Consider the following 23,832-nt stretch of genomic DNA (forward strand, 5'->3'; position numbering starts at 1 on the left):
TTCTAAAACTGATAAATAAACATAGATGTCAATAAACCTAACCCTATCGCAAAAGAGATAATAAGGCCATTCATTCCCCGCACAATTGCGTTCTGAAGGTTCCCTTCTATCATATCCGAGAAGGTGTTGATCAGAGGCACCCCCGGGATCAGGAACAATACAGATGTAGCAAAGGCTTGTTCATGGGTGTAACCCATTCCAAATTTAACGGCACCGCCTGCAATCAATGAAGCAGTAAATGCTCCGAAATAAATACACATATACAAATTGAAGCGTAAACGGGTGGCTTCCTGGCGCACGAAGAGCCCGGCAAAAGTTGCGATAAAGACAGCGAGCATATCAAGCGCTTCACCTCCATTTACTCTGCAGAATGACGAACCAGCCAGCCCAACTAAAATGAGCACTATCCACCTTTCATAATGAGGTAATGCTGTTAACTTTGCAAGTTGTTCATTGATTTGGTTTATAGTTAGTTTATCCTCTACAATCTCCCAGCTTAAGTGACTTATGCCCGATAATAGCGTAAAGTTTACCCCGTGAGGAGAGGAACGTTTTAAGCTATTAAAGAAATATTCATTGTTTTCGTCACTAAGCGTTAATAAAAGTGTCCGGTTATTGATAACAAACTCTGTATTATAGCCAAAAGAGTCAGAAATTCTGGTTATCGTATTTCTTGTTCTCCCTGTACTAGCTCCAGCACTCAATAGAAGAGCCCCAATGTGTAACAAGGTTGCTCCAAGCTCTTTAATCTCCGTGTTTTTGATACTTTCTGGTGTCATAGAATTGACAATTTTTGAAACGCTGCAAAAATAGGAGTCTTTTCTTCTCCACACTTGATAAAGATCATATTTTATAGCAAAAAAAATACAATATTTTGTAGTTTAATTAAATGGTATAAAATGCAGAACAGTAAAGTGGAATTGATGGCCCCTGCCGGATCGTTTGAATCGTTAATGGCGGCTATAAAAGCTGGGGCAGATTCGGTGTATTTCGGCATTGAGCAACTCAACATGCGCGCACGGTCGAGCAATAATTTTACTATCGACGATCTGGCAAAAATCACTGCTATATGTAAAGAGCATAATATAAGGGCCTATCTCACCCTCAATACAATTTTATATGATCATGATATCAGCCTTATGCGGAGTATCATTGATGCTGCTAAGAAGCATGGGGTAGATGCTGTGATAGCCACAGATTTTTCGGTACTTCATTACGCAAAGAAAGTAGGACTGAATGTCCATATTTCTACCCAGGCGAATATAACCAATATTGAAACAGTGGAGTTCTTTGCCGACTATGCCGATGTAATGGTGATGGCCAGAGAGCTCAGCCTGATGCAAGTGGGCGCCATTACGCGCGAAATAAAGCGCAGGAATATAACCGGTCCGTCAGGTGAGCTTGTTCAAATAGAAGTATTTGCACACGGGGCCTTATGTATGGCTGTTTCGGGAAAGTGTTATATGAGCCTTCATTCTGATTTCGCTTCGGCTAACCGGGGCGCTTGCATACAAAATTGTCGGCGCAGTTATATCGTAACCGACAAAGATCAGGGAGTAGAGTTCGAGATTGACAATGAGTATATCATGTCGGCCAAAGATCTGTGTACCATAGATTTCCTCGACAAGATGATGGATGCCGGTATAAAGGTGTTGAAGATTGAAGGCCGGGGGCGTAGTGCCGACTATGTTTATACCGTTATTAAATGCTATAAAGAGGCAATAGGAGCTTATTTTGACGGAACCTATACCAATGAAAGAATAGAGGAGTGGAAGACTCGCCTTTCTACTGTTTTTAATCGCGGTTTTTGGGATGGATATTATCTTGGCAGGAAGATGGGCGAGTGGAGCAACGTTTACGGCTCGAAAGCGACACGCAGAAAGGTATATCTGGGCAAGGGTGTTAAATATTTCGACAACGTAAGGATCGGTGAGTTCCGGATGGAGTCGCAATCACTCGACATTGGGGATGAAATATTGATTACTGGTCCGACAACGGGAATCGTACAGACCACGGTGAGCGAGTTGAGGGTGAATGACCGCCCTACCGGACGGGTGAAGAAAGGCGACGTATTTTCTATGTTGCTGGACGAGAAGGTCAGGCCTTCTGATAAGCTCTATAAATTGGTAGATGCCTGATGGTTCGGATTACACAGCAGAGGCAGAAGTGCATAGGATGTAATGCCTGTGTAGAAGCTGCGAGTTACCGATGGCGTATTTCAAGAAAAGATGGTAAATGTACGCTGATTCAGGGAGTAGAAAAAAAAGGCTTCTATTCTGTTTTAGTCGGCGACGACGAATACGAAAGTAATAAGTCTGCTGCCATACATTGCCCCGTCAATATTATAAAAGTAGAAAAAGTAAAATGACAGACGCCCCAACAGAAATAATAAAAGTCGACAAGCGCATAGTAGCGTTTATCCAATCTCAATCAGTACTTACTATCGCTACCAGCGCCAATAATATGCCGTACTGCGCAACTTGCTTTTATGCTTATAGCGAAAATGCCAATGCACTGGTTTTTAAGTCTTCACCCGAAACAACTCACATCGCTCAGGGTATTGAGAACGACTTTGTAGCAGGCTCTGTTCTGCCTGATAAACTGGTTACAGGCAAGGTAAAGGGTATTCAGTATTCCGGTATTCTGGTTAGGGTAGATGCTGCACTTCAGGATGATCTGCAAAAAGTTTATTATAAAAAGTATCCTTTTGCATTGGCTATGGGAGGAGAACTATGGGCGATCAAGCTTAATTGGATGAAGTTTACTGATAACACGTTGGGATTTGGTACAAAAGTGATTTGGGGAGAACGGGATTAGCCGTTAGCTGTCAGCGATCAGCAATCAACGATCAGCTGTCAGCAATCAGCCTTCAGTAATTAGCAATTAACAATCAGGCGTTAGCTGTCAGCCTTCAGCTGTCAAAAATCAGCCGGTAGTTGCCAACTATCAATTGCTGCCGATCCTTAAAAGGGTAATATTATTCTAATGTAAAAAGGCGGCCTTTTTTAAAGGGCCGCCTTATATTTTTATTAGCTGACAGCTATTTGCTTTAAACCAACAACCTTACAGGTTCTTCAAGCAGTTTTTTGAACGTCTGAAGGAATGCTGCACCCTGGGCTCCATCCACAACGCGGTGGTCGGCGCTTAAAGTAACTTTCATTACGTTGCCAGGAACGACTGCTCCGTTCTTTACAACCGGAACCTGCTGTATCCCACCGATAGCGAGAATACAAGAATCAGGAGGATTAATGATCGCCGTAAATTCGTCTACGCCGAACATTCCCAGGTTAGATACTGTAAAGGTTGAACCTTCCCAATCAGCAGGCTGGAGTTTTTTATTCTTAGCCTTCTGCGCAAAGTCTTTTACTTCGGCAGAGATATGAGATAACGACTTTCCGTCGGCGAAGCGAACAACAGGCACTAACAAACCTTCGTCTACTGCAACCGCTACACCTATGTTGACATGTTCATTTACCCTGATCTTATCATCTCTCCATGATGAATTAACACCCGGATGTTGTTTTAACGCTACGGCAACGGCTTTGATCACCATATCGTTAAATGATATTTTCACAGGAGCATATTCATTCATCTTCGTACGGGCAGCAATAGCGCTGTCCATATCGATACTCATGGTTACATAAATGTGAGGAGCCGTGAATAAGCTTTCCGAAAGCCTGCGCGCGATGGTCTTACGCATCTGTGTAACCGGCTTTTCAGTAAACTTCTCTTCGCCTATATACTGAGGGATAGAAACTGCCGGAGCTTCTTGTTTCGTTTCCTTCGGAGCGGCGCTTTCAGCAGCGGGAGCAGTTGCAGCTTTTGCAGCCGGGGTAAAGCTCTCAACATCTTTCTTTACAATGCGTCCGCCTTCGGCGCTTCCTTTCACCTGAGAAAGATCAATCCCTTTGTCTTTAGCGATCTTCTTAGCCAGTGGAGAAGCTTTTATACGAGCATCCGAATCCGCTGTACTTTGAGTAGCAGCAGCTTCAGCAGCTGGTTGAGCTGTTGTTGCCTGCGCATCTCCCTCTTTTTTATCTTCAGAGGTCGTTGGTGCCGGTGCACCGCCCTGAAGCAGAGGTTGAACATCTGTGCCTTCTTTACCAACAATAGCTATAATATCATTAACTTTTGCAGCTTGTCCTTTCTCTACGCCTATATAAAGTAATGTTCCCTCCGCATAAGCGGTTACCTCCATTGTTGCTTTGTCTGTTTCAACGTCGGCAAGAGTATCATCACTTTTAACCTGATCACCCACCTTTTTATGCCATTCGGCAATTACGCCTTCAGTCATAGTATCACTAAGCAAAGGCATGCGGATAACGGTAGCTCCAATTGATTCAGGGTCTACTGCTCCTTTAGCCTCAACCTGAGCATCGGGAACTTTCGTTTCTGGTTTTTCAGTTGTTTCTGCTGTAGAGTTTGCGTCTTCTACTTTATCCGTTTTTCCTGATTCTTCTTTTGCGGAGCCAGCTCCATCAAGAGCCGCTTTATAATCTTCGCCTTCCTCACCCAATACAGCAATAACAGAATCTACCGGAACGGTTGAACCTTCTTCTGCTCCTATATATAATATAGTTCCCTCCTGGTATGATTCAAAATCCATTGTTGCTTTGTCGGTTTCTATTTCAGCTACCAGATCTCCTGAGCTTACTTTATCACCGACCTTTTTGTGCCATTTAGCGATAACCCCTTCGGTCATGGTATCGCTCATTTTAGGCATGCGAACTACTTCAGCCATTTTGTATACGGTTTTTTGTCTGACAATTATTTAGCTTCTTATAAAAGGATAATCTTCCTGGACATATACATCCTTATATAGTTCAGAAGGATCAGGCCATGGTGATTCCTCAGCAAACTTCACTGCTTCATCCACTATAGCCTTCACTTTTTTGTCTATTTCTTCAAACCACTCATCGTCTGCGTAGCCATTTTGAACAATAGCATGTTTTACAACCCCTATTGGGTCCTTAGCTTTATACCTTTCAAGCTCTTCTTTCGTGCGGTACTTGGCTGGATCCGACATAGAATGGCCCTTATAGCGGTAGGTACGTATTTCAAGAAAAGAAGGGCCTTCTCCTTTACGGGCACGCTCCACAGCTGCGTCCATTGCATTATGCACTGCAACCGGATCCATACCGTCAACAGGTTCCGACGGCATATCAAAGCCCAAACCTATCTTATAGATATCCTGCATATTTGTGGTTCTGGCAACCGAAGTACCCATGGCGTAGCCATTATTTTCACAAACGAAAATGACAGGCAACTTCCAGATCATTGCCATGTTAAAGGTCTCATTTAACGACCCTTGTCTAACCGCACCATCACCCATGTAGCATACACAAACATTATCAGTACCCTGATATTTTTCGGCAAAGGCAATTCCTGCACCCAGAGGAATCTGTCCGCCCACAATACCATGACCGCCAAAGAACTTATGTTCCTTGCTGAACATGTGCATGGAGCCTCCCTTACCTTTTGAGCAGCCAGTGGCTTTTCCATATAACTCTGCCATCACTTCGTTGGGCGACATACCTTTTGCTATTGCATGAGCATGGTCGCGATAGGCAGTGATCATTGAATCTCCAGGTTTTAAAACTGAAATTGCACCAGCAACTACAGCCTCCTGGCCGATGTATAAATGGCAAAAACCTCTAATTTTCTGCTGTCCGTAAAGCTGTCCGGCTTTCTCTTCGAACTTACGCAACAACAACATAGAATCATACCATTGCAGGTAAGTATCTTTGGTAATTTCAACTGAACTCATTTGTCAATAATGTGTTTTTGGGATGGCAAATCTAACCATAACTTCCTAAAAAAAAGAAAATCACCAAGCTTTTGCGCCTGTAATCATAAATATCTTTCAGTTATGATTCTGCGATGATGATTGACATGCCCCGCTATAATAAATAAAAGTGCTCTAACGCTAACTGTACAATTATTAGCCATTCCTCTGTATGATAATTCGCTTTCCTGAAGTGAGCGGAATAAGTACAGGTTGGCTCTCCTTAGAACCCCGAATTCCTCTATAAGTTTCCCAAAATCCTGATTTAGATAACTGGATTTTTTCACGTACTCGTTTTCATCGAATCCAGGAAGAGGGGTGGGATCCTGGCGGGAAATGCAGAGGATACGGTACGTCATAATCCGCTCAGTGTCTATTATATGACCCAGAAGTTCTTTTAAAGTCCATTTTTCCTCTGCATAAGCATAGTCCGCTTTTTCCGGTGGTAACGCTTTAAGGAAATCCGGAAAAGCATGTGCCTGGGTTTCAAGCTCATCGATTACATCGTCTGCTACAGTTTCTATATATCCTTTATAGAAAGGCGCATGTTCGTCAGGCTGTGGCCGGTTCATATTGTGTGCTGCTTTTTAAGATTATACGCATTGTAGTGCCCTTGCCGGGCTCAGAGTCTTTCACGAAAATCTGACCCTTATGGTAGTTTTCGACGATGCGGCGGGTCAGGGATAAACCCAGTCCCCAGCCTCTTTTACGGGTTGTATATCCCGGTTGAAATATTGTTTCAAACTTAAGCCGGGAAATTCCCTTGCCGGTATCGACAACATCGATAAACACTTGTTCTTTAACTAAATTTTCAATAACCCGTACTTCTATTCTTCCTTCTCCTTCGATCGCATTTACTGCATTTTTTAAGAGGTTTTCTACAACCCAGTCAAAAAGTGGGACGTTCATCAGGGCCTCAACCTCAGTATCTCCCGAAACTTCAAATTTAATTCTGTCGCTCGCCCTTACCTTGAAGTAGTTAACATAATCTTTAACCACGTCAAAAACGATGTGGCTTTGAAGGACCGGCTTTGAGCCTATTTTAGAAAACCTGTCGGCCACCATTTCAAGCCGGGTTATATCATTTTCCATTTCAAGGATCAGCGGGTCTTCCTCGGCATTAAACTTTGATTTCAATAGTTCTATCCATGCCATCAAAGAAGAAATAGGCGTTCCCAACTGATGAGCTGTCTCTTTGGCCAATCCAACCCAAACCAGATTCTGCTCAGATCGTCGCGACGAGCTAAAAACAGTATACGCAACCAAAAGAAAAAGCGCCACAACAGTAAGCTGGATGTAAGGGAATACGCGCAGCTGGGTTAACAGCAGAGAATCCTTATAATATACAAACCACTTTTCGCCATTATCCTTGGTAATTACAATGGGTACATGCTGCAACTTCATCTCGTTCAGTTGCATCTTAAAGTAAACAGGATCGTATGTTTTCTGGTTGTAAACCGGCGACTCAATGGTGGCAGCTTCTTGCGGAATATTCGTCTTTGTACTATCCAGCCCTTTCCAGTATATGATGCTGTCCTGTTCGTCTGTAAGGATAGCGGGCATGGTCAGACTGTCGCGTACCGAGTAGATATAGGTAAGAAACTCATCGTTTATATCCTCAATTTCAACGATCTTTTTAGTACTCATGGCCCACACTTCAGCCCTCGTTCGTTCCGAAAGAGAAATGTTCTTCACGAGATAGTAACTATACCAGAGCGACGCTGCAGCTATTACCATAGCAAAGGCAAGTAAAAGAAATTTCCAGCGTCGTTTCTGCTCGTATGGATTCATTATTTAGTAGTTAGCTGTTGGCGTTTAGTTTTAGCACTAGGCAGACACCATCAGTTTACATATTCATTTATAAATTTTCTTGATACCTGTGTCTTGATACTTGCTACTTATATCTTGATACTTGCTACTTGTGTCTTGATACTTTTCATAATTCCTTGTACCCCATGTTATATAGCATAAAGGCCCATTTATCAGCCTGTTCTGCAATTACCTGAGCGGTAGATTTTCCTGCGCCGTGTCCCGCTTTTGTTTCAATCCGTATCAGAACCGGGTTTGGCCCCTTATGATATTCCTGAAGGCGTGCAGCAAATTTAAACGAATGAGCAGGCACTACACGATCATCGTGATCGGCCGTAGTAACAAGCGTAGCCGGATATGCAGTACCTGGCTTGAGAGCATGGTAAGGAGAGTACTTAACAAGATAGTCAAACATCTCTTTAGAATCTTCTGCTGTGCCATAATCATATGCCCATCCGGCACCGGCGGTAAATTTGTTGTAGCGTAGCATGTCCAGCACGCCTACTGCAGGAAGCGCCACTTTAAAGAGTTCAGGCCGCTGAGTCATTGCAGCTCCCACAAGCAGACCTCCGTTCGAGCCTCCCGAGATGGCTAGTTTCTCTTTTGATGTGTACTTATTAGCAATCAGGTATTCTGCCGCCGCTATAAAATCATCAAATACATTCTGTTTCTGCAATTTAATACCTGCCGTATGCCATTTTTCGCCGTATTCCCCTCCTCCGCGGAGGTTGGCTACTGCATAAATTCCGCCTTGTTCCAGTAGGATAATGTTAGAAGTGCTGAAGGCCGGAGTTAAACTAACATTGAATCCCCCGTAGCCATATAGCAGGGTAGGGTTGCTGCCGTCAAGTTTGATCCCTTTTTTATGAGTGATGATCATTGGAATGCGCGTGCCATCTTTCGAGTTGTAGAAAACCTGCTTCGACTCGTATTTCGAAGGATCAAACTGCACTCCCGACTTCTTGTACACTTCAGATTTCCCTGAAGCGATGGTGTATTTGAAGATAGTCGCCGGATATACATAAGAAGTAAAGGTATAGTACAGAACCGTTTCATTCCTTTTTGCACCGAAGCCGGAAGCGGTTCCCACACCTGGAAGGCTGACGGTATGTTCGAGCTTACCATTCATATCGTATTGCAGTACTAATGACGCTGCGTCCTTCAGATAGTTCGCAAATAATTTTCCGCCGCCTGTTCCTGCTTGCAAAACGTTCTCCGTTTCGGCAATGACATCCTTCCAGTTTGAAGGAGCCGGATTTGCTGCATCTGCACTCACCACCTTGTTGTTGGGTGCGTTTAAGTTAGTAAAAATGAATAGTTTGCTTCCCTCGTTGTCAATGATATAATGCTCGTTGTCGAAATTGTTAACAACATTTACAATAGCGCTGCCCGGTTTGCTTAAGTCCTGCAGGTATAGCTCATTACCAGTTGTCGAGTTCGCAGCTGTTATTACCAGAAAACGGCCATCTTCGGTAATCGAAGCGCCAATGTATCTTCTTGGTGTGGCCGTTCCGCCAAAAATCAGTTGATCCTGATCCTGCCGGGTGCCCAGTTTATGGTAGTATAACTTATGGTGTTGCGTCATTCCCGACAACTGACTTCCGGCAACAGGTTTATCATAACTGCTGTAATAGAAGCCGTCATTTCCTTTCCATGCCAATCCTGAAAACTTGACATCAACGAGCGTATCTCCCACAACGCTCTTGTCGGCCGTTTTAAGTACAATCACCTTACGCCAGTCAGATCCTCCTTCAGAAATCTGGTAAGCAGCAAGACTTCCGTCCCTGGTAAAATCTATGCCTGCCAGAGAGGTCGTTCCGTCGGAAGAGAACTTATTGGGGTCAAGGAATATTTCTGGCTCCTGGCCTTCTTTCTGCCGGTACATTACCGACTGATTTTGCAGTCCGTCGTTTTTTGTATAGTAAATATATTCACCTTCACGGAAGGGGGCGCTGTAACGCTCATAGTTCCACAGTTTCTCAAGGCGCTGTTTTATCTTTTCTCTGAAAGGTATTTTTGAAAGGTAATTTTGAGTAACTATATTTTCTTCAGTCACCCAGGCCTTTGTATCATCGGCCCTGTCGTTTTCGAGCCAGCGGTAAGGGTCCTGGACCTGTTTCCCAAAATACGTATCCGTAGTGTTGCCTTTTTTAGTAACGGGGTATTGAATCATTTTTTTTGAATTCTTTTGAGCAAAGCCGGGAAGTGTAAGCCCGGTAATAAGCATGAAGATGCAAAGTTTTTTCATATCTTGAATATAGCGTCGATGATGCGGTGTTAGATACAACGGAAAACATATACTGTTAGTGTTGCCATTTATTCTTTATACTGCTACTAAAGCGCAAAATACAATTTTATATTTATCTTCTAAACGCTTTTAACCATCCCGAGCTTTTACCTTTTGGGTTTCGGCCTTTTACATTAGCTTTGTGCTATTACCAGCATGGCAGAAGAGCGCAACAAAATTTATTTTGCTTCAGACTTTCACCTTGGAGTACCTGATTATTCTAAAAGCAGACAACGCGAGGCACTTATAGTTCACTGGCTTGATTCGATAAAGGAAGATGCCGCGGAGCTATATCTTGTGGGCGATATCTTTGATTTTTGGTTTGAATACAAAAGGGCGGTTCCCCGCGGTTTTATCCGCTTTTTGGGTAAGCTGGCCGAACTCTCAGATAAAGGAGTGAAGGTCACCATGTTTAAGGGCAATCACGATATGTGGATGTTCGGTTACCTCACTCAGGAGATGGGAGTAACAATTGTTTCTGACGAGTTAATCATCGATCGTAGCGGGAAGAAGTTCTATATCCATCACGGAGATGGATTAGGCCCTGGCGATGCAAAATATAAAATCTTAAAAAAGATATTCAGAAGCCGGATATGCCAGTGGTTATTTGCAAGGATCCATCCCAATTTAGGTATGGCCATTGCGCTTGGCTGGTCGGGGCATAGCCGATTGAAAAACATGAAAAAAGAAGTGTTTCTTGGCGAGGACCGCGAATGGCTTGTTGACTATAGCAGGGAGATCCTTAAGAAAGAGCATTTCGACTATTTTATTTATGGACACAGGCATCTGCCTCTGGATATTGCGTTGAACGAAAGCAGCCGGTACATTAATCTTGGCGAGTGGATAAACTATTATTCCTACGGGGTTTTCGATGGAAATGAACTGAAGTTGCAATACTTTAAACAATAAAAATGCTTGTTTAATTATTGGAACCTTTATTATGTTTTTTACGTAATATATTTGCATACTATAACATTAAATGTCTATCAATCATGCTGGATAAGAAAATCGCCGTACTATACGTAGATGATGAGGAGAATAACCTCATCTCCTTTAAAGCTACCTTTAGGCTCAAGTATCAGGTCTATACTGCTATTAGTGCCGATGAGGCAATCAAAATAATGGAAACTAAACCGGTTGATGTAATTATTACAGACCAGCGCATGCCCAACATGACCGGAGTAGAATTTTTGGAGAACATTATTGGAAAATATCCAGATCCGATGCGGATTTTATTAACCGGATATGCCGACATGGGCGCTGTTGTTGATGCCGTAAATAAAGGAAAGATATTCCATTATCTTGCCAAACCCTGGGATGAGAACGAACTCGACATGACAATACAGCGTGCATACGAAGTATACAGTGAGAGAAAAAATATAAAGGAAATGAATGGGAAACTGGCAGTATCGAATGATCAGCTCGAGTTTCTTTTAAGGCAGAAACTGCTTTCCTGATAGCTTACCTATTCTTTCGTCCAGCGCAGGTTATTATTCTCAAGTATTTTCGATACTACATTGATGTTAATCGGTTTATCGATTACATCCCTTACTGAAGCATAATTTCTGATAGTCCCGATGTCGTTCTTATTTAAAGACGACGTAATGGCAATTATAAAATACCGCTTCTTTAATTCTTCAGGAAGGCTTTCAAACTCATCAAGGAAATCGAATCCATTCATTAACGGCATCAGAATATCAAGCAGAATTACAGTGGTAACGTCGTCTGCGGGCTGATGGTTTCTGATATCATTTAAGGCCAGCGCAGCGTTAGCATATGTTTTTATGTTTAAGCTTTTGCCCGTATGTCGTATCAGTTTACCTGCGATAAAGCAATCGAGTTCACTATCGTCGATCACGATAAACGAAAGTTTCATAGTTATTTATTAGGTATTGTAACTGTAAATGTTGTACCGATGTCTTCCTCTGATTCCACTGTGATATCCCCGCCAAGTTTTAACAAAGCACTTTTAACATTATATAAACCAAATCCCGATCCCGAACCAAGGTAGGTAGCACGGAAAAAGAGATTAAAAATATCACCAATGTATTTTTTCGGAATACCAATTCCATTATCCTTAACTACAATAGTTGCCTTTCCTTTGTTTACCTCAATAAGTAATTTAACAGATTTACAAGTAGTATCTCTTTTCTGATATTTAAAAGCATTCGATAATAAATTGTTCAGAATGCTCATCAGCAGCATTTCATCGTTTCTGAATGGTTCCGAAGTTTGAATTTTAATGTCAAGCTCTGTATTACTGCCGGCAGCGTATATTTTATAAATGTCCTGCAGTTCACGTGTGATTTTAGCAAAATCTATCTCCTTTATAGATAACTCTCCCCGTTGCAGGCTATAATAATCGTGCATGCCCTGGATAAAGGCATCAAGATTTTTCACCGATTTTTCCATTAAGCCCAGCATCTCTTTAATCTCCGATATTTCATCCATTTCGGCAGATACATTAATAGCACCTAAAATGCCCGAGAGAGGCCCTCGTATGTCGTGACTAACACTATAGGCAAATTTATCAAGCTCATTATAGGCTTTCTGCAAATCATTGTTTCTAACAATCAGCATGGAGTTTGCCAGGTAAAAATTATTTGCTTCCTTAATCGAGGATAACAGATCTTCGTATACCCATGGTTTTCTCACGTATCTGAAGATGTGACTTTTATTAATTGCATCAATTACCGATTCAATATCCGCATAACCTGTCAGCAGTATACGTACCGGCAAAGGATATTTGATTCTGATTTCTTCAAAGAACTCGACGCCCGTTTTTTCCGGCATACGCTGGTCGCAGAAAATAATCCGGATATCGGGGTGTTCTGCCAGGTACTTCTCGGCTACAACTGTGTTATCTGCGATAAACACGTTGCAGTCCATTCTGAGTGAAGCTTTAAAACTGATCAGGTTATTAGGCTCATCATCAACATATAGTATCTTTATTTTTTCTGACATGAGCGATTAACTAAACGGTTCTGTTAGTGGGAACGAGAGCAAAAATTTCAAAAAATGGTGTTTTAACAATTATTATACGTTTGTAATGAAAAACAGTTGTGTTTTTCTCGAACTCATTTACAAGTGACCGGCTGTATTCTATGACGAAACAGCCTCTATAACTTATGTATAATTGGTAATTGCAAAGTAAATTCCGTTCCTTCGCCAGGGGTTGATTCTATTAAAATCTGCCCGCGGTGTTTATTTATGGTGTTAAAGGCGATCGACATCCCTAATCCCGTGCCTTCGCCGACATCTTTCGTCGTAAAAAATGGTTCAAATATTTTCTTCCTGGTATTCTCATCCATGCCCGTTCCATTGTCAGCAATCTTAATAAAAACGTTTTCTTCGTTAAAAGACGTGCTGATTTTAAGTTCTCCTCCAGGTTTCTCACCAAATTTTTTATTTACAGCATGTATGGCGTTAGAAAGGATATTAAGAAATACCTGATTTAACTTGCCGGGATAACACTCTATCGGAGGTACACTGTCATATTCCTTAATTACCCTGATCCGGTTGTTCAAAAGGTTGTTTACAATTACTAACGTCGACTCTAGTCCCGCGGTAACATCCGCCCTCTTTAAATCATCTTCATCAACGCGCGAGAAGATACGCAGTCCCTTTACTATTTCAGCTGTTCTGGTAGCTCCTTCATGTATTCCCTTCAGAAGATGCGATATTTCTATTTTAAGGTAATCGAAATCCAGCTCTTCCTTAATGTTCTCTATGCTTTTTTGCTTATCTGTCGTTGAAGTTTCCTCTGATAGAGCAATATCTTCAATTGACGACAGCGCTTCAATAAGCAGGTCAAAATCCCTCCTCAGAGGCGTTACATTCGATGTAACAAAGTTAATGGGGTTGTTTATTTCATGAGCAATTCCTGCCGTTAACTGCCCGAGCGAAGCCATCTTTTCTGATTCCACCAGCTGACTCTGTGCCTGCTTTAAATCTTCAAGCGTTACATTGAGTTCGTCGTTCGATTCTTTAAGCTCCAGCGTACGCTCATTAACCTTTTGCTCGAGTATAACGTTTTGTTCACGGATGATCCGTTCGTTCTCTTTGGCTACCCTTAGCGCTTCTGCCTGCGAAAACTCTTTCTCTTTCTTAAGTATATTTATGCGATCTGCCAAACCAAAGGAAAGCAGCGACATCTCGATAGCCGAAGCAAGTTGCATCGCATAGCTGGTGAGAGTGTTATAGGGAAGTATCTGGTAATCTTTCAGCAAAAAGATAATAGCTCCGGCAAGTAACACCGACCATGCCGAGAAAAAGAACTTCGCAGGCTGGTACCCCTTTATCATGATGGTAAGCGAGGTAACGAATATAACGATGGATGCCAGCGAAGTAGCCGACTGCATTATTTTAAAGCCTAACGGTATATTGCCGGCAAGAGTAGGCACAAAGCTGAGAATAAATAGTCCCATGCAAAGCCATAACGCCGGTCGTGCTCTTCTGAAGTTTTTACCAACCTCAAGATAGTTGTTGGTAAAGAGCAGGGCCGCAAATCCGCTGGTTGAGGCGAATAAGATGATACTTTTCGAATCAAAACCAGGCCAGGCAGGCCACAGATACTGGAAATTATAGCCCTTTAAGCCAACCTGCGTAAGCCCTACAAAAAAGATGTAAATTACATAGTATAAATAGCTCCTGTCCTGAACCGAGAAGTATACAAAGAGGTTGTAAAAGAGCATGATCAGAACGATACCTATGTAAATTCCCGAAAGCATATTTTCTTTGCTGCTTTGTTGGAACTGCGCTGTTGGCCGGCTTACATATATCGGGAGGAAAATTTGTTTATCCCCTCGTATCTTCAGAAAAAAAGTTTTAGTAGTATTGACCGGAACATTGAGGTCGAATAGATAATCCGGCGATTTGTATTTCCGCGTATTAAAGAAAACATCCTTTCCCGATGAAATATGCTCGTAGTCGCCATTTTTTCCGGGCGAGAAGAGTTCTACCTTATCCAGTTCAGGATAAGCAATATGTAATACTAAATGATTGTCTGACGACTGATTGCTGATACTAAACTTTAGCCAGATACTTGATTTGCTCAGGCCAAAATTAGGTACGGTTACCGTAGAGGGAACAAAGTCTGAAGAATGTAAGACCTCTTTAAAGCCAATTTCCTTATTGGGCTGCAATGTGAACAACTCTTTTCCCGCAAGTACCCTTTCTGTAGACTTTGTAATAACAACCTGTCCCTTGCAAAAAGAACAAACAAAAACGAAAAGAACAGCAATAAGAAAATTCTTTAGCATGTGGGTCATTTATTTTAAAGCAGAAGCTACCACCAGGTTCATTGAGCAAGCAAAGTAATGGTTCGAATCGGCCCGTTGCAAAGAAGCAATAAACGAATCGTATTCCTCAGCGTTTAAATACCCCTTGCTCTTCATTTCTGTTAGTGACTGATCAATAAGCAAATAAGTGAAAACTTCTTTCAATGACTTTAATGCGAAGGGAAATACCTCAAGTTTGATGTTTTTGAATTCTGCTTTTTCGAGATAGCCGGTAAGCTGTCTGGCCGCCCTGCCATTATTTATTTTTTCATCAGTAAGATAACGGCTCACTTTTTCTTCTATCGCAGTATCTGCATTATAAAACGAGAGGTTGCTCCAGTCGGTTTCCACAATAACCAGCGGTTGTCCTGGTTTTAATACTCTGTAAGCCTCGTTTATTACTTTCTGTGGCTCTTTAAGGTGCTGAATCAGTCTTTCGGTACGAATGCCGGAAAGAGTGGCATCTTCAAAAGGGATTGGACTAGCTTCTGAAAGAATGAACTCTACATTCTCATTATCAGCCGCAGCGCTGATCGCTTTATCAATCATCCGGGAGTCATGATCAATCCCAACAATCTTTACTTCCTTGCCCAGCAAGTTACCCAGATTAATGGCATCAATGCCTGTGCCGCAACCCAACTCAAGGACGGTTCCTTTCAGAATGGCAGTAAATGGATTATATGAATATTCCTTTAGTTTTTTTAGGATCGACGCAGTTCCTTCCAGATAACTGATGTCGTAGTGTTTATCTGACATTTGGTGTGTGTATTGCAATTTTATAAGATATTCAGATTGTTTTCGTCAATAGTAACAGGGCGTATTTTTTGAGAGTTTGCGATAGTGTCGGCAAGGCTCCATTTATCCAGGTTGGGAATCTCCAGCTCATAATGGATTTCTATTTCTTTTTTTCTTAACACCTCGGTACGAACAATATTGAGGTTTTTCCTTAATTCCATCATGGAGTTGCGATCTTCTTCGCTTGCCGTGCTTAATCCGTCCATATCTTCATAGATCATTGTTGTTGCTATAAGATCTAATTTTGGATAGTAAAACGTGCCGTTATTTCCCACCCTTGTTTCAAGGCGGTATCCTACAGTTTCGGTTAACTTTACAGTATAAGGGGCACAAAGCGCAAAAAGCGATTTAATACCGATCTGAGGGGCAAGCGATATTGCTGCGCGGGTTAAGAAGATACTGCCGATACCGTAGCCAGCGATTTCCCTTGAATTCCATAGTCCGCAGCCTTCTCCGGTGCCATACAGTGCATATTTTCTCACCAGACTATGGATTGTCGGATCCATCGCTCCTGTAGCCTGCTCAATGGGTAAGGGTTCACTTCCGCCTGCAACATGTATGCGGGCGCCGCCATATACTTTCTTTTTGTCCAATGATTCTACTATCAGCACAAAAGCTGCCGGATTAGTAAGCCATCCATGCCTTGCAGAGGTGATTTTTTGAATCCCGAAATTAGTAAGCACATGCGTATGTCCTTCTACAAACAATGCACAGGCCTCGGGGTCATCAATCGCACGGAATGCCCTTAGTCGTACTACTGGCTTCTCTTTGCTTAAAGTATTGTCCATCTGCAATCTTTTGCGCTAAATTTTCATAAATATTCTATCGAAAGGCAAAAAGCGAATCCAACCCCAAAATAACAATTTATTTTTGTTCTCTCCCAGTATATAATGTGATGTTCTGCTTTACCCGTGGAGGAGCATCATACCCTGGTCATGTTTAATGTTCAAAGACGGCCCTATATTATCATTGTTATCTTGTAAGTAGCATCCATAAGTAAATCTCCGGGATACACTTATCACTCCAATCCCTTAAAAGTCCCAGACCAGTGCCTGACCAGAACCTGATCTTGTCAGCATCTCATTAGGCTCTTGTCAGCATCATGTCAGACTCTCGTCAGACTTTAGTCTGACATGATCCTGAGGAGATGCTGACAAGATGCTGACGAGATCAGGCTTTGGTTAGACACTTGTCAGGCATTTATCCGGGTTTATCCAGTCCCCTGTGCTATCTTTTATGTTCTTAAACTAGTTTCCCGGGCGAAAACCTAATGGCCGTTACTTTTTGTATAAAAAGCCTTATTTTTGTGCACTTTGTAAAAAAATAAGTATAAACCGCATCAGTCATTGGGGGACGTTCTCCGACTATGCTTTTGCTTTTGAATAAAACATGCTAGATAAATTAGAAGCGATAAAATTACGCTGGGAAGAGGTGGAGCGGGAGCTGAGTGATCCTGCAACCATCGGCGATATGAAACGTTTTGCTCAGTTGAATAAGGAATATAAGGATCTGGGAAAGATCGTGGAGGAGTATAAGGTATATCACAATGTCGTATCTAATATAGATGCAAACCGGGATATCCTCAATAACGAGAAAGACGATGAGTTGCGCGAGATGGCGAAGCTTGATCTTGATGATTTGCTTGAGCAGAAAGAGGAAATGGAGGAGAGAATTCGTCTGATGCTGATACCTAAGGATCCCGAGGATGCTAAAAATGCAGTCGTCGAAATTCGCGGAGGTACAGGAGGCGACGAGGCAGCTTTGTTTGCTGGAGACCTTTACCGGATGTATACACGGTTTTTCGAGAAGAAAGGCTGGCGAACGGAGGTGGTGGACGTAACAGAAGGTACTGCAGGTGGCTACAAGGAGGTGATTCTTAAGGTTTCGGGAGAAGATGTCTATGGCCAGCTTAAGTACGAGTCGGGTGTGCATCGTGTACAGCGCGTGCCGGATACCGAAACACAGGGACGTGTTCACACCTCGGCAGCTTCCGTAGCTGTATTGCCCGAAGTAGAAGAAGTTGATTTTTATCTTAATCCTGCCGATGTGGAGATGCAGACTTCGCGTTCGGGAGGTGCAGGAGGACAGAACGTAAACAAAGTAGAAACAAAGGTGCAACTGACCCATAAACCGACAGGGATGGTGGTAGTTTGCCAGGTAGAGCGTTCTCAGCTTGCTAACCGCGAGCTTGCCATGGAAATGCTGCGTAGTAAACTTTACGACCTGGAGGTTCAGAAGCAAACAGGAGATATCGCTGCCAAACGAAAGACAATGGTATCTACCGGTGACCGCTCGGCGAAGATCCGTACCTATAATTATCCACAGGGGAGAGTAACAGAACATCGTATCGGATTAACGATGTATAACCTCCCGGCTATTATGGATGGAGAGATACAGGACATCATCGATGCCCTTCAATTTGCCGAAAATGCAGAGAAAATGAAAGAAGGATCGGGCATATAGAGTTAAAAATCGACTTTGTGAATATTCGTTGAAAATTATTTGCCTGATAGTCAGCTTTAAGGGAACTAATTGAAAATATATATTGACAAATAAAAGAAACAAGCTATATTTGCAGTCCCAAAAGGAACGGTTCGGTAGTTCAGCTGGTTAGAATACATGCCTGTCACGCATGGGGTCGCGGGTTCGAGTCCCGTCCGGACCGCAAAAGCCACTCAGAAATGAGTGGCTTTTGTATTTTTAGTGATTTTGAGATCCGCGGGACCGTGGATCGGGGATCCGAATCATCACTTTTATACTTATCAATTTCTAAAGGTGCCGGGTTACAATATAATGGATCAAGCGGAATTCCTGGGGGGAAGGCTTTATTAAGCATAAATATTAGCAAGACGGAATAAGAAGAAAGCAGTATCTCTAACACCTCTGGAGGTAGCTCTGAAAGCCTTGATCTTGGCATTGAAAGATTCAGCAGCGGCGTTGGTACTTCTGTTGTCAAAGAAGTTCAGGATATATTCGTAATGGCTTTGTACCGATCTGGCTACTGTGCTGAAAGAATCAATAGCAGAAGTTTCCACATCATTATACCACATGGCCAGTCTTTTAAAAGCCTGTGTCTTGCTCTTACAGATGGTAAAGATGTTACTTAACCTGAGGGCTAACTGATAGGCTTTATGTAACAGGGGATAGCGGGGAAATAGGATGTCTGCACGTTCTTTTTGTGATGGAGTCCATTTGCTTTCGTGTTTAAAGAGCAGATATCTGCTTCGGGCCAGGAGCTGCTTGAGGGTATCGCCATTAGGAAGCACCTCAGGCTGATAGCTTTGTTTGGTTTTCCTGGCCTGGGCAATCCGTCCGTTCTCCTCTTCCAAAGCTTCCCACCGGTATCTGATCCTGAGCTCCTGAACAGCATCGCTGGCAAGCTTTTGTACATGGAACCGGTCAATGACCCGGCGGGCAGATGGAAAGCATCTTCGGATAGCTTTGGCCATATTTGCAGCCATATCCAGGGTTACTTCTTTTACTTTTTTTCTCAGGCGGAATGATATACGCTCTAAAACTGCAATGATCTGATCGGCCTGAGTGCCTTTCAGCATGGCTACAATGCTCCCTTTTCTCCCTCTTGCAGCCTTATTAGTGATTATAGTATACAATTCTCCGCCAGAGAGGGCCGTTTCATCTATACTGAGGTATTCTCCCATGTTGGCCGGGAATATCATCCATTCGGCAGCATGATCTTTCTGTTCCCACTGATGGAATGTACTGATATGATCTTTATATTGTTCCTGTAACTGTTTACCGTCAATCCTAAAATAGTGTCCCAGTTGATGACAGCTTACCGGATAATTATCCAAATATTCCTTTTAAAAAAGCGGCGAATTCTGTGGTCATCCGCGCTCCTTTCTGTACTAAATCCCAGTCTCTGGTTACTATAGTCCCTTTATCTGCTACTTCCCATCTGCGCCGTTTTATACACAAGTTTACCTTCTGGCCCCGGATAGGAAAGTCCTGAATGGTGATTTCGGGCATGAACCCCTTGGATTCCAGCTTTTGGTTGTGATATTCCTGGGGAAGGATATTCTTCTCTTCAAGATATATATGCAGGCCTGCTGCACTTTGAAGCACCTGTGTTAATTCAAAAAATTCTAAGATGCCTTTCGGTAATAATATGCTCGCTAACTGTAGGTATGGATCTTGCAAGGGTTACTCTTTTTACGTGTTATTAACTCTCCGCAAAAAAACAACTTTTCATTGTATCCCCCAAGTATTCCGCTTGATCCAATATAATTAAACGAAGGGAAGAATGTTGTTAATATCGAGCAGGACAGTTAAGGTTGCCAAATCTTAAGGAGACAAGTATTATTGTCCACTGATCAGTATAAACGACGAATTTTATGACGAAAAATATTACACCTTGAAAAAAATCTTTAAACCTTTTTTAATTCACTCTTCTGAAATCAGTGATTTGCGGGAGGGTTGTTCTTTGCTCTGTGCTGTTTTCAAGAAGGGATCAAAGAGATGATTTTTTAAACTAGCTAATAGCCTTCGATTTGATCTGTTATGATGAATGAAAATAGTGGCTTTGTTTGGTTCCGGTACAGTGGCCGGTATGGAAACAGCAGAACTGTCAGGAACGGTTAAGATTGATATTTTATAGATATGAATATCTGCAACGAACAGTCCGATATGGAATTAGTTACCTTGTTAAAAGCAGGTGATGTTCTTGCCTTTACAAGGCTATACAACAAATACAGTCGAAAAATGTATATTAATATGTATAGGATGGTAAAGGACAACGATGTTGTAGAGGAGATGATTCAGGTTTTATTTTCACGGATATGGCAACATCGGGAAGCTATTACTTATGAATTTGATTTTTCCTCTTATCTCTACCGTGCCGCATCGAATCTGGTATGCGACTTTTATAGGAAGTTGGAAAGTGACAAAAAAATGAGGGCCCATTTTATATCCACCATAACTGAACACTATTCCCATATAGAAGAAGATATATATTTCAAGGAAAGTAAGATGCTTTTAGAGCAGGCGTTGGCTCTGCTTTCCCCTCAGCAACGGCATGTTTATCAACTATGTAAAATTGACGGTTTTAGTTATAAAGAAACTGCAGGCAGGCTCGGGATTTCTCCATATACGGTTAAAGAATATCTTTGTACGGCAAAACGCCTGGTTAGAACTTTTATTACGGCGAACATGGAAACTATAGGTTGTTTTACAGCTGTTTCTTTTTTGTTGAGTAAGTTATACTTTTAAGAACTTAATCCCCCCGTTTTCTTTTGAAATGCGTCTTTAGATAAAGCTTAATGAATGAACGACCAGGAACTATCGGTTTTGTTTAAAAAATTATTAGAAAATAAATGCTCTGAAGAGGAAGCGGAACTTTTATTAACGATACTTGCCGATAAATCTAAAGAGAAGCAATTGTATTGGTTGATCAGGAATCAGCTAAAGGATACCGGTTTCTCCAATGCTGCCGATGATATCAACGACTCAGTAAAAGAGTCACTCGACCTCCGGCTTCAGCAAATTTTAAATTCTGATATTCCTGTTTCAAAAAAGCCAACCATGCGAATAATATCACCCAGGCGGTTGTGGTATGCTGCTGCTGTGGTGATCCTGTTTGTTTCTATAGGATCTTATTTCTATATAAAAGACTCAATAGGATACGTCTCTGAGATACATCACCCCGGCAGGGAGATTGTTGCCGGAAGGAATAAAGCAATATTAACGTTAAGTAACGGGCAAAAAATCAATTTAGACGACGTATCAGCTGGCAATATCGCAACGCAGGCCAATACCATTATTAAAAAGTCAAAAGATGGCGTTCTTACTTATAATGAAAATAGCGATGAGGCGGCTTCAAATCAAAGACCCGGTCTAATATTCAATACTGTTACAATCCCTAAAGGAGGACAGTATCAGGTTATACTACCCGATGGATCGAGGGTTTGGCTAAACGCCGCTTCGTCTCTTAAATTTCCAGCTCAGTTTTCTAAAGACGAACGGGTTGTTGAGTTGCAAGGTGAGGGGTACTTTGAGATAGTCTCCATTCCGCGTCCGTCATCCGAACCTGGGAACGGCAAAAAAGGTAATCTTCCCTTCATAGTTAGAAGTAACCATCAAAAAATTGAAGTAGTAGGAACAGAATTCAATGTGAATGCTTATCCTGACGAAACTTCCGTTAAGACGACTTTAGTTCAAGGCTCCGTAAAAGTTTGCGTTTTAAACGGCCTTACTGATAAGGAACTTACATCAAATCAAACACTTCATCCAGGACAGCAATCTGTAATTACCGGAAATGACCTTGTTATTCAGAATGGGAACATTGAATCAGCTACAGCGTGGAAAAATGGAAGTTTTCAGTTTGATAATGAGGAGATACAGGTGGTGATGCGAAAAATAGCCAGGTGGTATGATGTTGAAATCGAATATCATGGTAGCATGCAGGGGAAGGTTTTCACTGGTACCATATCAAAATATAAAGATGTGAAAGACGTCTTAAAGATGCTGCAATTAACCGGAAGTGTTTCATTTACCATTAAGGATCGTAAAATATTGGTTTCTTGATGATTGTAAGGGAAGCATAAGTACAAGCTCCAATATCTTTAATCAGCATAGGATGCTGAGACTGCCAATTATTCAAATGACAGTAAAGATAGAAGGCAGCTTCAATTGACGATTTCTACCCCCTTAAATAAGATTTAAAAGCATCCCCCCTTTTTCTGTCGATACCCGTCTTTATTAAAAAGCCTGAATAACAAAGCTGTATCAAATAAAATGAATATTTATTATCCGATTTATCAAATTATTTATCACTAATAAAAAAACTAACAATTATGAAAACGATTATTTTGAAGGAATGGCCAGTTCTTGTCTGCGTTCTTGTATTATCTTTTTTTTTATCGTGCAGAAAGGATTCGGAAAGCAAAGAATTCTCATCGCAGCAAGCTGATGCAGTATGGGAAACACAGCTTAAGCAAGTTCTCACGACAGGTAATGACTTCCTAAAAGAATCATCTTTAAAGATGACAGGTTATAAGGAAAAGGAAATATTAGCATCTAGGCCTGAAATTGAAAGATTCAAGAATAGTTTGTTAACAGATGAAAAGGTTTTACCTGATTATTCACCTGTTGATTTAAAGGACCTCCAATTGATTAAGATTGGAGAAATAAAGCGGAAAACCTCAGGAGTGAAACATAAAGCCCTTACTTATGATATAACAGGCTCTTCCGTATTTTTAGACTCCGTAGTTAAGATAGGTCAAAAAATCATTGAGATAGCATGGGAAAATAATGGGGTTCCATTTACCACCCAAGCAGTTGTAGATGATAAAATAGGGATCATCTACGATAACTTGATTTCTAACATAATGATTATTAAAGAAGAACATGAGGGAGAAGTTGTTCTGGATCCCAATAAAGCTACACTGACCACCGATATCTGTATCTCTATGCCTTTTCCGGAACCAGGTATCACTCCCAGACACAAAACTGTTTCACATGGATGGACAGCTCAATGGTTATGGGGATCTGACCGCGGAGAAGCCAGGGTGAGTCATACTGTAGAAGGATATACTGATACGAGGACGGGTCATGCAAAGCAAGTTTTAACTTGTTCGGCTGTTGACGCTTATTCTTATATGACTTTAGGCAAAGGAGATGCGAAAATTGTCAATCATTCTACACATTATGGAGAAGATGGGTCGTCATCTGTACATTGGGGCCTTTACCTTGCCGCTCCAACTGTCTCGATTTCTATGACATACTCACCTGGTTCGGGTTTTAGTATAACGTTAGGTACAGCACTCGGCTCTGAGTTACACCATACGGGATCCGAGTTTATTTCTGCCTTGCATTTTCAAACAATGTGACATTTTATGAATAAGCTGCTTTGCCTTTTTGTT

Annotated in this window: 22 protein-coding genes and 1 tRNA gene; 10 read left to right on the plus strand and 13 right to left on the minus strand. The window is 41.8% G+C overall.

The window, feature by feature from the left end; translation table 11 throughout:
- Window positions 1–2 precede the first annotated feature (2 nt).
- The gene (locus tag BDE36_RS02630) at window positions 3–779 is read right to left on the minus strand and encodes a threonine/serine exporter family protein (protein WP_128767967.1); all 777 of its coding nucleotides are present in this window, start codon (window positions 777–779) and stop codon (window positions 3–5) included.
- Between the two features lie 120 nt (window positions 780–899).
- Here BDE36_RS02630 and BDE36_RS02635 point away from each other — a divergent pair, with 120 nt between their 5' ends.
- From BDE36_RS02635 to BDE36_RS02645, 3 genes are read left to right on the plus strand one after another with little or no spacing between them, the layout of a single operon-like run.
- Window positions 900–2,138 carry a peptidase U32 family protein gene (locus BDE36_RS02635; protein WP_141813639.1) on the plus strand — a complete coding sequence of 413 codons (1,239 nt, stop codon included), beginning with the start codon at window positions 900–902 and terminating at the stop codon, window positions 2,136–2,138.
- Window positions 2,138–2,368: a ferredoxin gene (locus tag BDE36_RS02640; protein ID WP_128767965.1), complete on the plus strand. Its 231-nt coding sequence runs from the start codon at window positions 2,138–2,140 to the stop codon at window positions 2,366–2,368. Before BDE36_RS02635 ends, BDE36_RS02640 begins: the two co-directional genes overlap by 1 nt.
- Entirely contained in the window at window positions 2,365–2,817 is a 453-nt protein-coding gene (locus BDE36_RS02645) for a hypothetical protein (RefSeq protein WP_141813640.1), read from the plus strand. The genes BDE36_RS02640 and BDE36_RS02645 overlap by 4 nt, the downstream gene beginning before the upstream one ends.
- Window positions 2,818–3,049: 232 nt before the next feature.
- Here the strand turns inward: BDE36_RS02645 and BDE36_RS02650 are convergent, their stop codons facing one another.
- From BDE36_RS02650 to BDE36_RS02670, 5 genes are all read right to left on the minus strand, one after another.
- Window positions 3,050–4,741, minus strand: coding sequence for a pyruvate dehydrogenase complex dihydrolipoamide acetyltransferase (locus BDE36_RS02650; RefSeq protein ID WP_141813641.1), 1,692 nt, complete (start codon window positions 4,739–4,741; stop codon window positions 3,050–3,052).
- A gap of 30 nt (window positions 4,742–4,771) precedes the next feature.
- Window positions 4,772–5,767, minus strand: coding sequence for a pyruvate dehydrogenase (acetyl-transferring) E1 component subunit alpha (pdhA, locus tag BDE36_RS02655; RefSeq protein WP_128767962.1), 996 nt, complete (start codon window positions 5,765–5,767; stop codon window positions 4,772–4,774).
- 83 nt (window positions 5,768–5,850) lie between these two features.
- Window positions 5,851–6,357 (minus strand): DinB family protein, encoded by a 507-nt coding sequence (locus BDE36_RS02660; RefSeq protein WP_128767961.1) that lies wholly within the window; start codon window positions 6,355–6,357, stop codon window positions 5,851–5,853.
- Window positions 6,338–7,576, minus strand: coding sequence for a sensor histidine kinase (locus BDE36_RS02665; protein ID WP_141813642.1), 1,239 nt, complete (start codon window positions 7,574–7,576; stop codon window positions 6,338–6,340). The genes BDE36_RS02660 and BDE36_RS02665 overlap by 20 nt, the downstream gene beginning before the upstream one ends.
- 145 nt (window positions 7,577–7,721) lie before the next feature.
- Window positions 7,722–9,842, minus strand: a complete 2,121-nt coding sequence (locus BDE36_RS02670) for a prolyl oligopeptidase family serine peptidase (protein WP_141813643.1) — start codon at window positions 9,840–9,842, stop codon at window positions 7,722–7,724.
- Window positions 9,843–10,037: 195 nt separating this feature from the next.
- On the opposite strand from BDE36_RS02670, the gene BDE36_RS02675 reads away from it, so the two are divergent.
- Window positions 10,038–10,790, plus strand: a complete 753-nt coding sequence (locus BDE36_RS02675; RefSeq protein WP_141813644.1) for a UDP-2,3-diacylglucosamine diphosphatase — start codon at window positions 10,038–10,040, stop codon at window positions 10,788–10,790.
- Between the two features lie 83 nt (window positions 10,791–10,873).
- A complete protein-coding gene (locus tag BDE36_RS02680) occupies window positions 10,874–11,338 on the plus strand; it encodes a response regulator (RefSeq protein WP_141813645.1) in 465 nt (154 codons plus the stop codon).
- 8 nt (window positions 11,339–11,346) lie between these two features.
- On the opposite strand, the gene BDE36_RS02685 is transcribed toward BDE36_RS02680, so the two are convergent.
- From BDE36_RS02685 to BDE36_RS02705, 5 genes are all read right to left on the minus strand, one after another.
- Complete coding sequence (locus BDE36_RS02685; RefSeq protein ID WP_128767957.1) at window positions 11,347–11,757, minus strand: response regulator; 411 nt, start codon at window positions 11,755–11,757, stop codon at window positions 11,347–11,349.
- A 2-nt stretch (window positions 11,758–11,759) separates the two neighbouring features.
- A complete protein-coding gene (locus tag BDE36_RS02690; protein WP_141813646.1) occupies window positions 11,760–12,845 on the minus strand; it encodes a hybrid sensor histidine kinase/response regulator in 1,086 nt (361 codons plus the stop codon).
- A 155-nt stretch (window positions 12,846–13,000) separates the two neighbouring features.
- Window positions 13,001–15,142 carry a sensor histidine kinase gene (locus tag BDE36_RS02695; protein ID WP_128767955.1) on the minus strand — a complete coding sequence of 714 codons (2,142 nt, stop codon included), beginning with the start codon at window positions 15,140–15,142 and terminating at the stop codon, window positions 13,001–13,003.
- A 9-nt stretch (window positions 15,143–15,151) separates the two neighbouring features.
- On the minus strand, window positions 15,152–15,916 hold the full coding sequence (locus tag BDE36_RS02700; protein ID WP_141813647.1) for a methyltransferase domain-containing protein: 765 nt from the start codon (window positions 15,914–15,916) through the stop codon (window positions 15,152–15,154).
- A 20-nt stretch (window positions 15,917–15,936) separates the two neighbouring features.
- The gene (locus BDE36_RS02705; protein ID WP_141813648.1) at window positions 15,937–16,743 is read right to left on the minus strand and encodes a hypothetical protein; all 807 of its coding nucleotides are present in this window, start codon (window positions 16,741–16,743) and stop codon (window positions 15,937–15,939) included.
- Window positions 16,744–17,344: 601 nt separating this feature from the next.
- Between BDE36_RS02705 and prfA the strand changes: the two genes are divergently transcribed.
- Window positions 17,345–18,418, plus strand: coding sequence for a peptide chain release factor 1 (prfA, locus tag BDE36_RS02710; RefSeq protein WP_141813649.1), 1,074 nt, complete (start codon window positions 17,345–17,347; stop codon window positions 18,416–18,418).
- A gap of 128 nt (window positions 18,419–18,546) precedes the next feature.
- A tRNA-Asp gene (locus tag BDE36_RS02715) sits at window positions 18,547–18,620 on the plus strand.
- 163 nt (window positions 18,621–18,783) lie between these two features.
- On the opposite strand, the gene BDE36_RS02720 is transcribed toward BDE36_RS02715, so the two are convergent.
- Together BDE36_RS02720 and BDE36_RS02725 are read right to left on the minus strand one after the other, a co-directional pair.
- Window positions 18,784–19,767 carry an ISAon1 family transposase gene (locus tag BDE36_RS02720; RefSeq protein WP_244939602.1) on the minus strand — a complete coding sequence of 328 codons (984 nt, stop codon included), beginning with the start codon at window positions 19,765–19,767 and terminating at the stop codon, window positions 18,784–18,786.
- Window positions 19,760–20,038 carry an ISAon1 family transposase N-terminal region protein gene (locus BDE36_RS02725; protein ID WP_244939601.1) on the minus strand — a complete coding sequence of 93 codons (279 nt, stop codon included), beginning with the start codon at window positions 20,036–20,038 and terminating at the stop codon, window positions 19,760–19,762. Before BDE36_RS02725 ends, BDE36_RS02720 begins: the two co-directional genes overlap by 8 nt.
- A gap of 534 nt (window positions 20,039–20,572) precedes the next feature.
- Here BDE36_RS02725 and BDE36_RS02730 point away from each other — a divergent pair.
- The 3 genes from BDE36_RS02730 to BDE36_RS02740 all read left to right on the plus strand — a co-directional run bounded on the left by BDE36_RS02730 (window position 20,573) and on the right by BDE36_RS02740 (window position 23,799).
- The gene (locus BDE36_RS02730; protein ID WP_141813650.1) at window positions 20,573–21,181 is read left to right on the plus strand and encodes an RNA polymerase sigma factor; all 609 of its coding nucleotides are present in this window, start codon (window positions 20,573–20,575) and stop codon (window positions 21,179–21,181) included.
- Window positions 21,182–21,235: 54 nt separating this feature from the next.
- Window positions 21,236–22,495, plus strand: coding sequence for a FecR family protein (locus BDE36_RS02735; RefSeq protein ID WP_128767950.1), 1,260 nt, complete (start codon window positions 21,236–21,238; stop codon window positions 22,493–22,495).
- A gap of 269 nt (window positions 22,496–22,764) precedes the next feature.
- Complete coding sequence (locus tag BDE36_RS02740; RefSeq protein ID WP_141813651.1) at window positions 22,765–23,799, plus strand: hypothetical protein; 1,035 nt, start codon at window positions 22,765–22,767, stop codon at window positions 23,797–23,799.
- Window positions 23,800–23,832 lie beyond the last annotated feature (33 nt).

Origin of the sequence: Arcticibacter tournemirensis, from assembly GCF_006716645.1 — a bacterium.
Classification (GTDB): Bacteria; Bacteroidota; Bacteroidia; order Sphingobacteriales; family Sphingobacteriaceae; genus Arcticibacter; species Arcticibacter tournemirensis.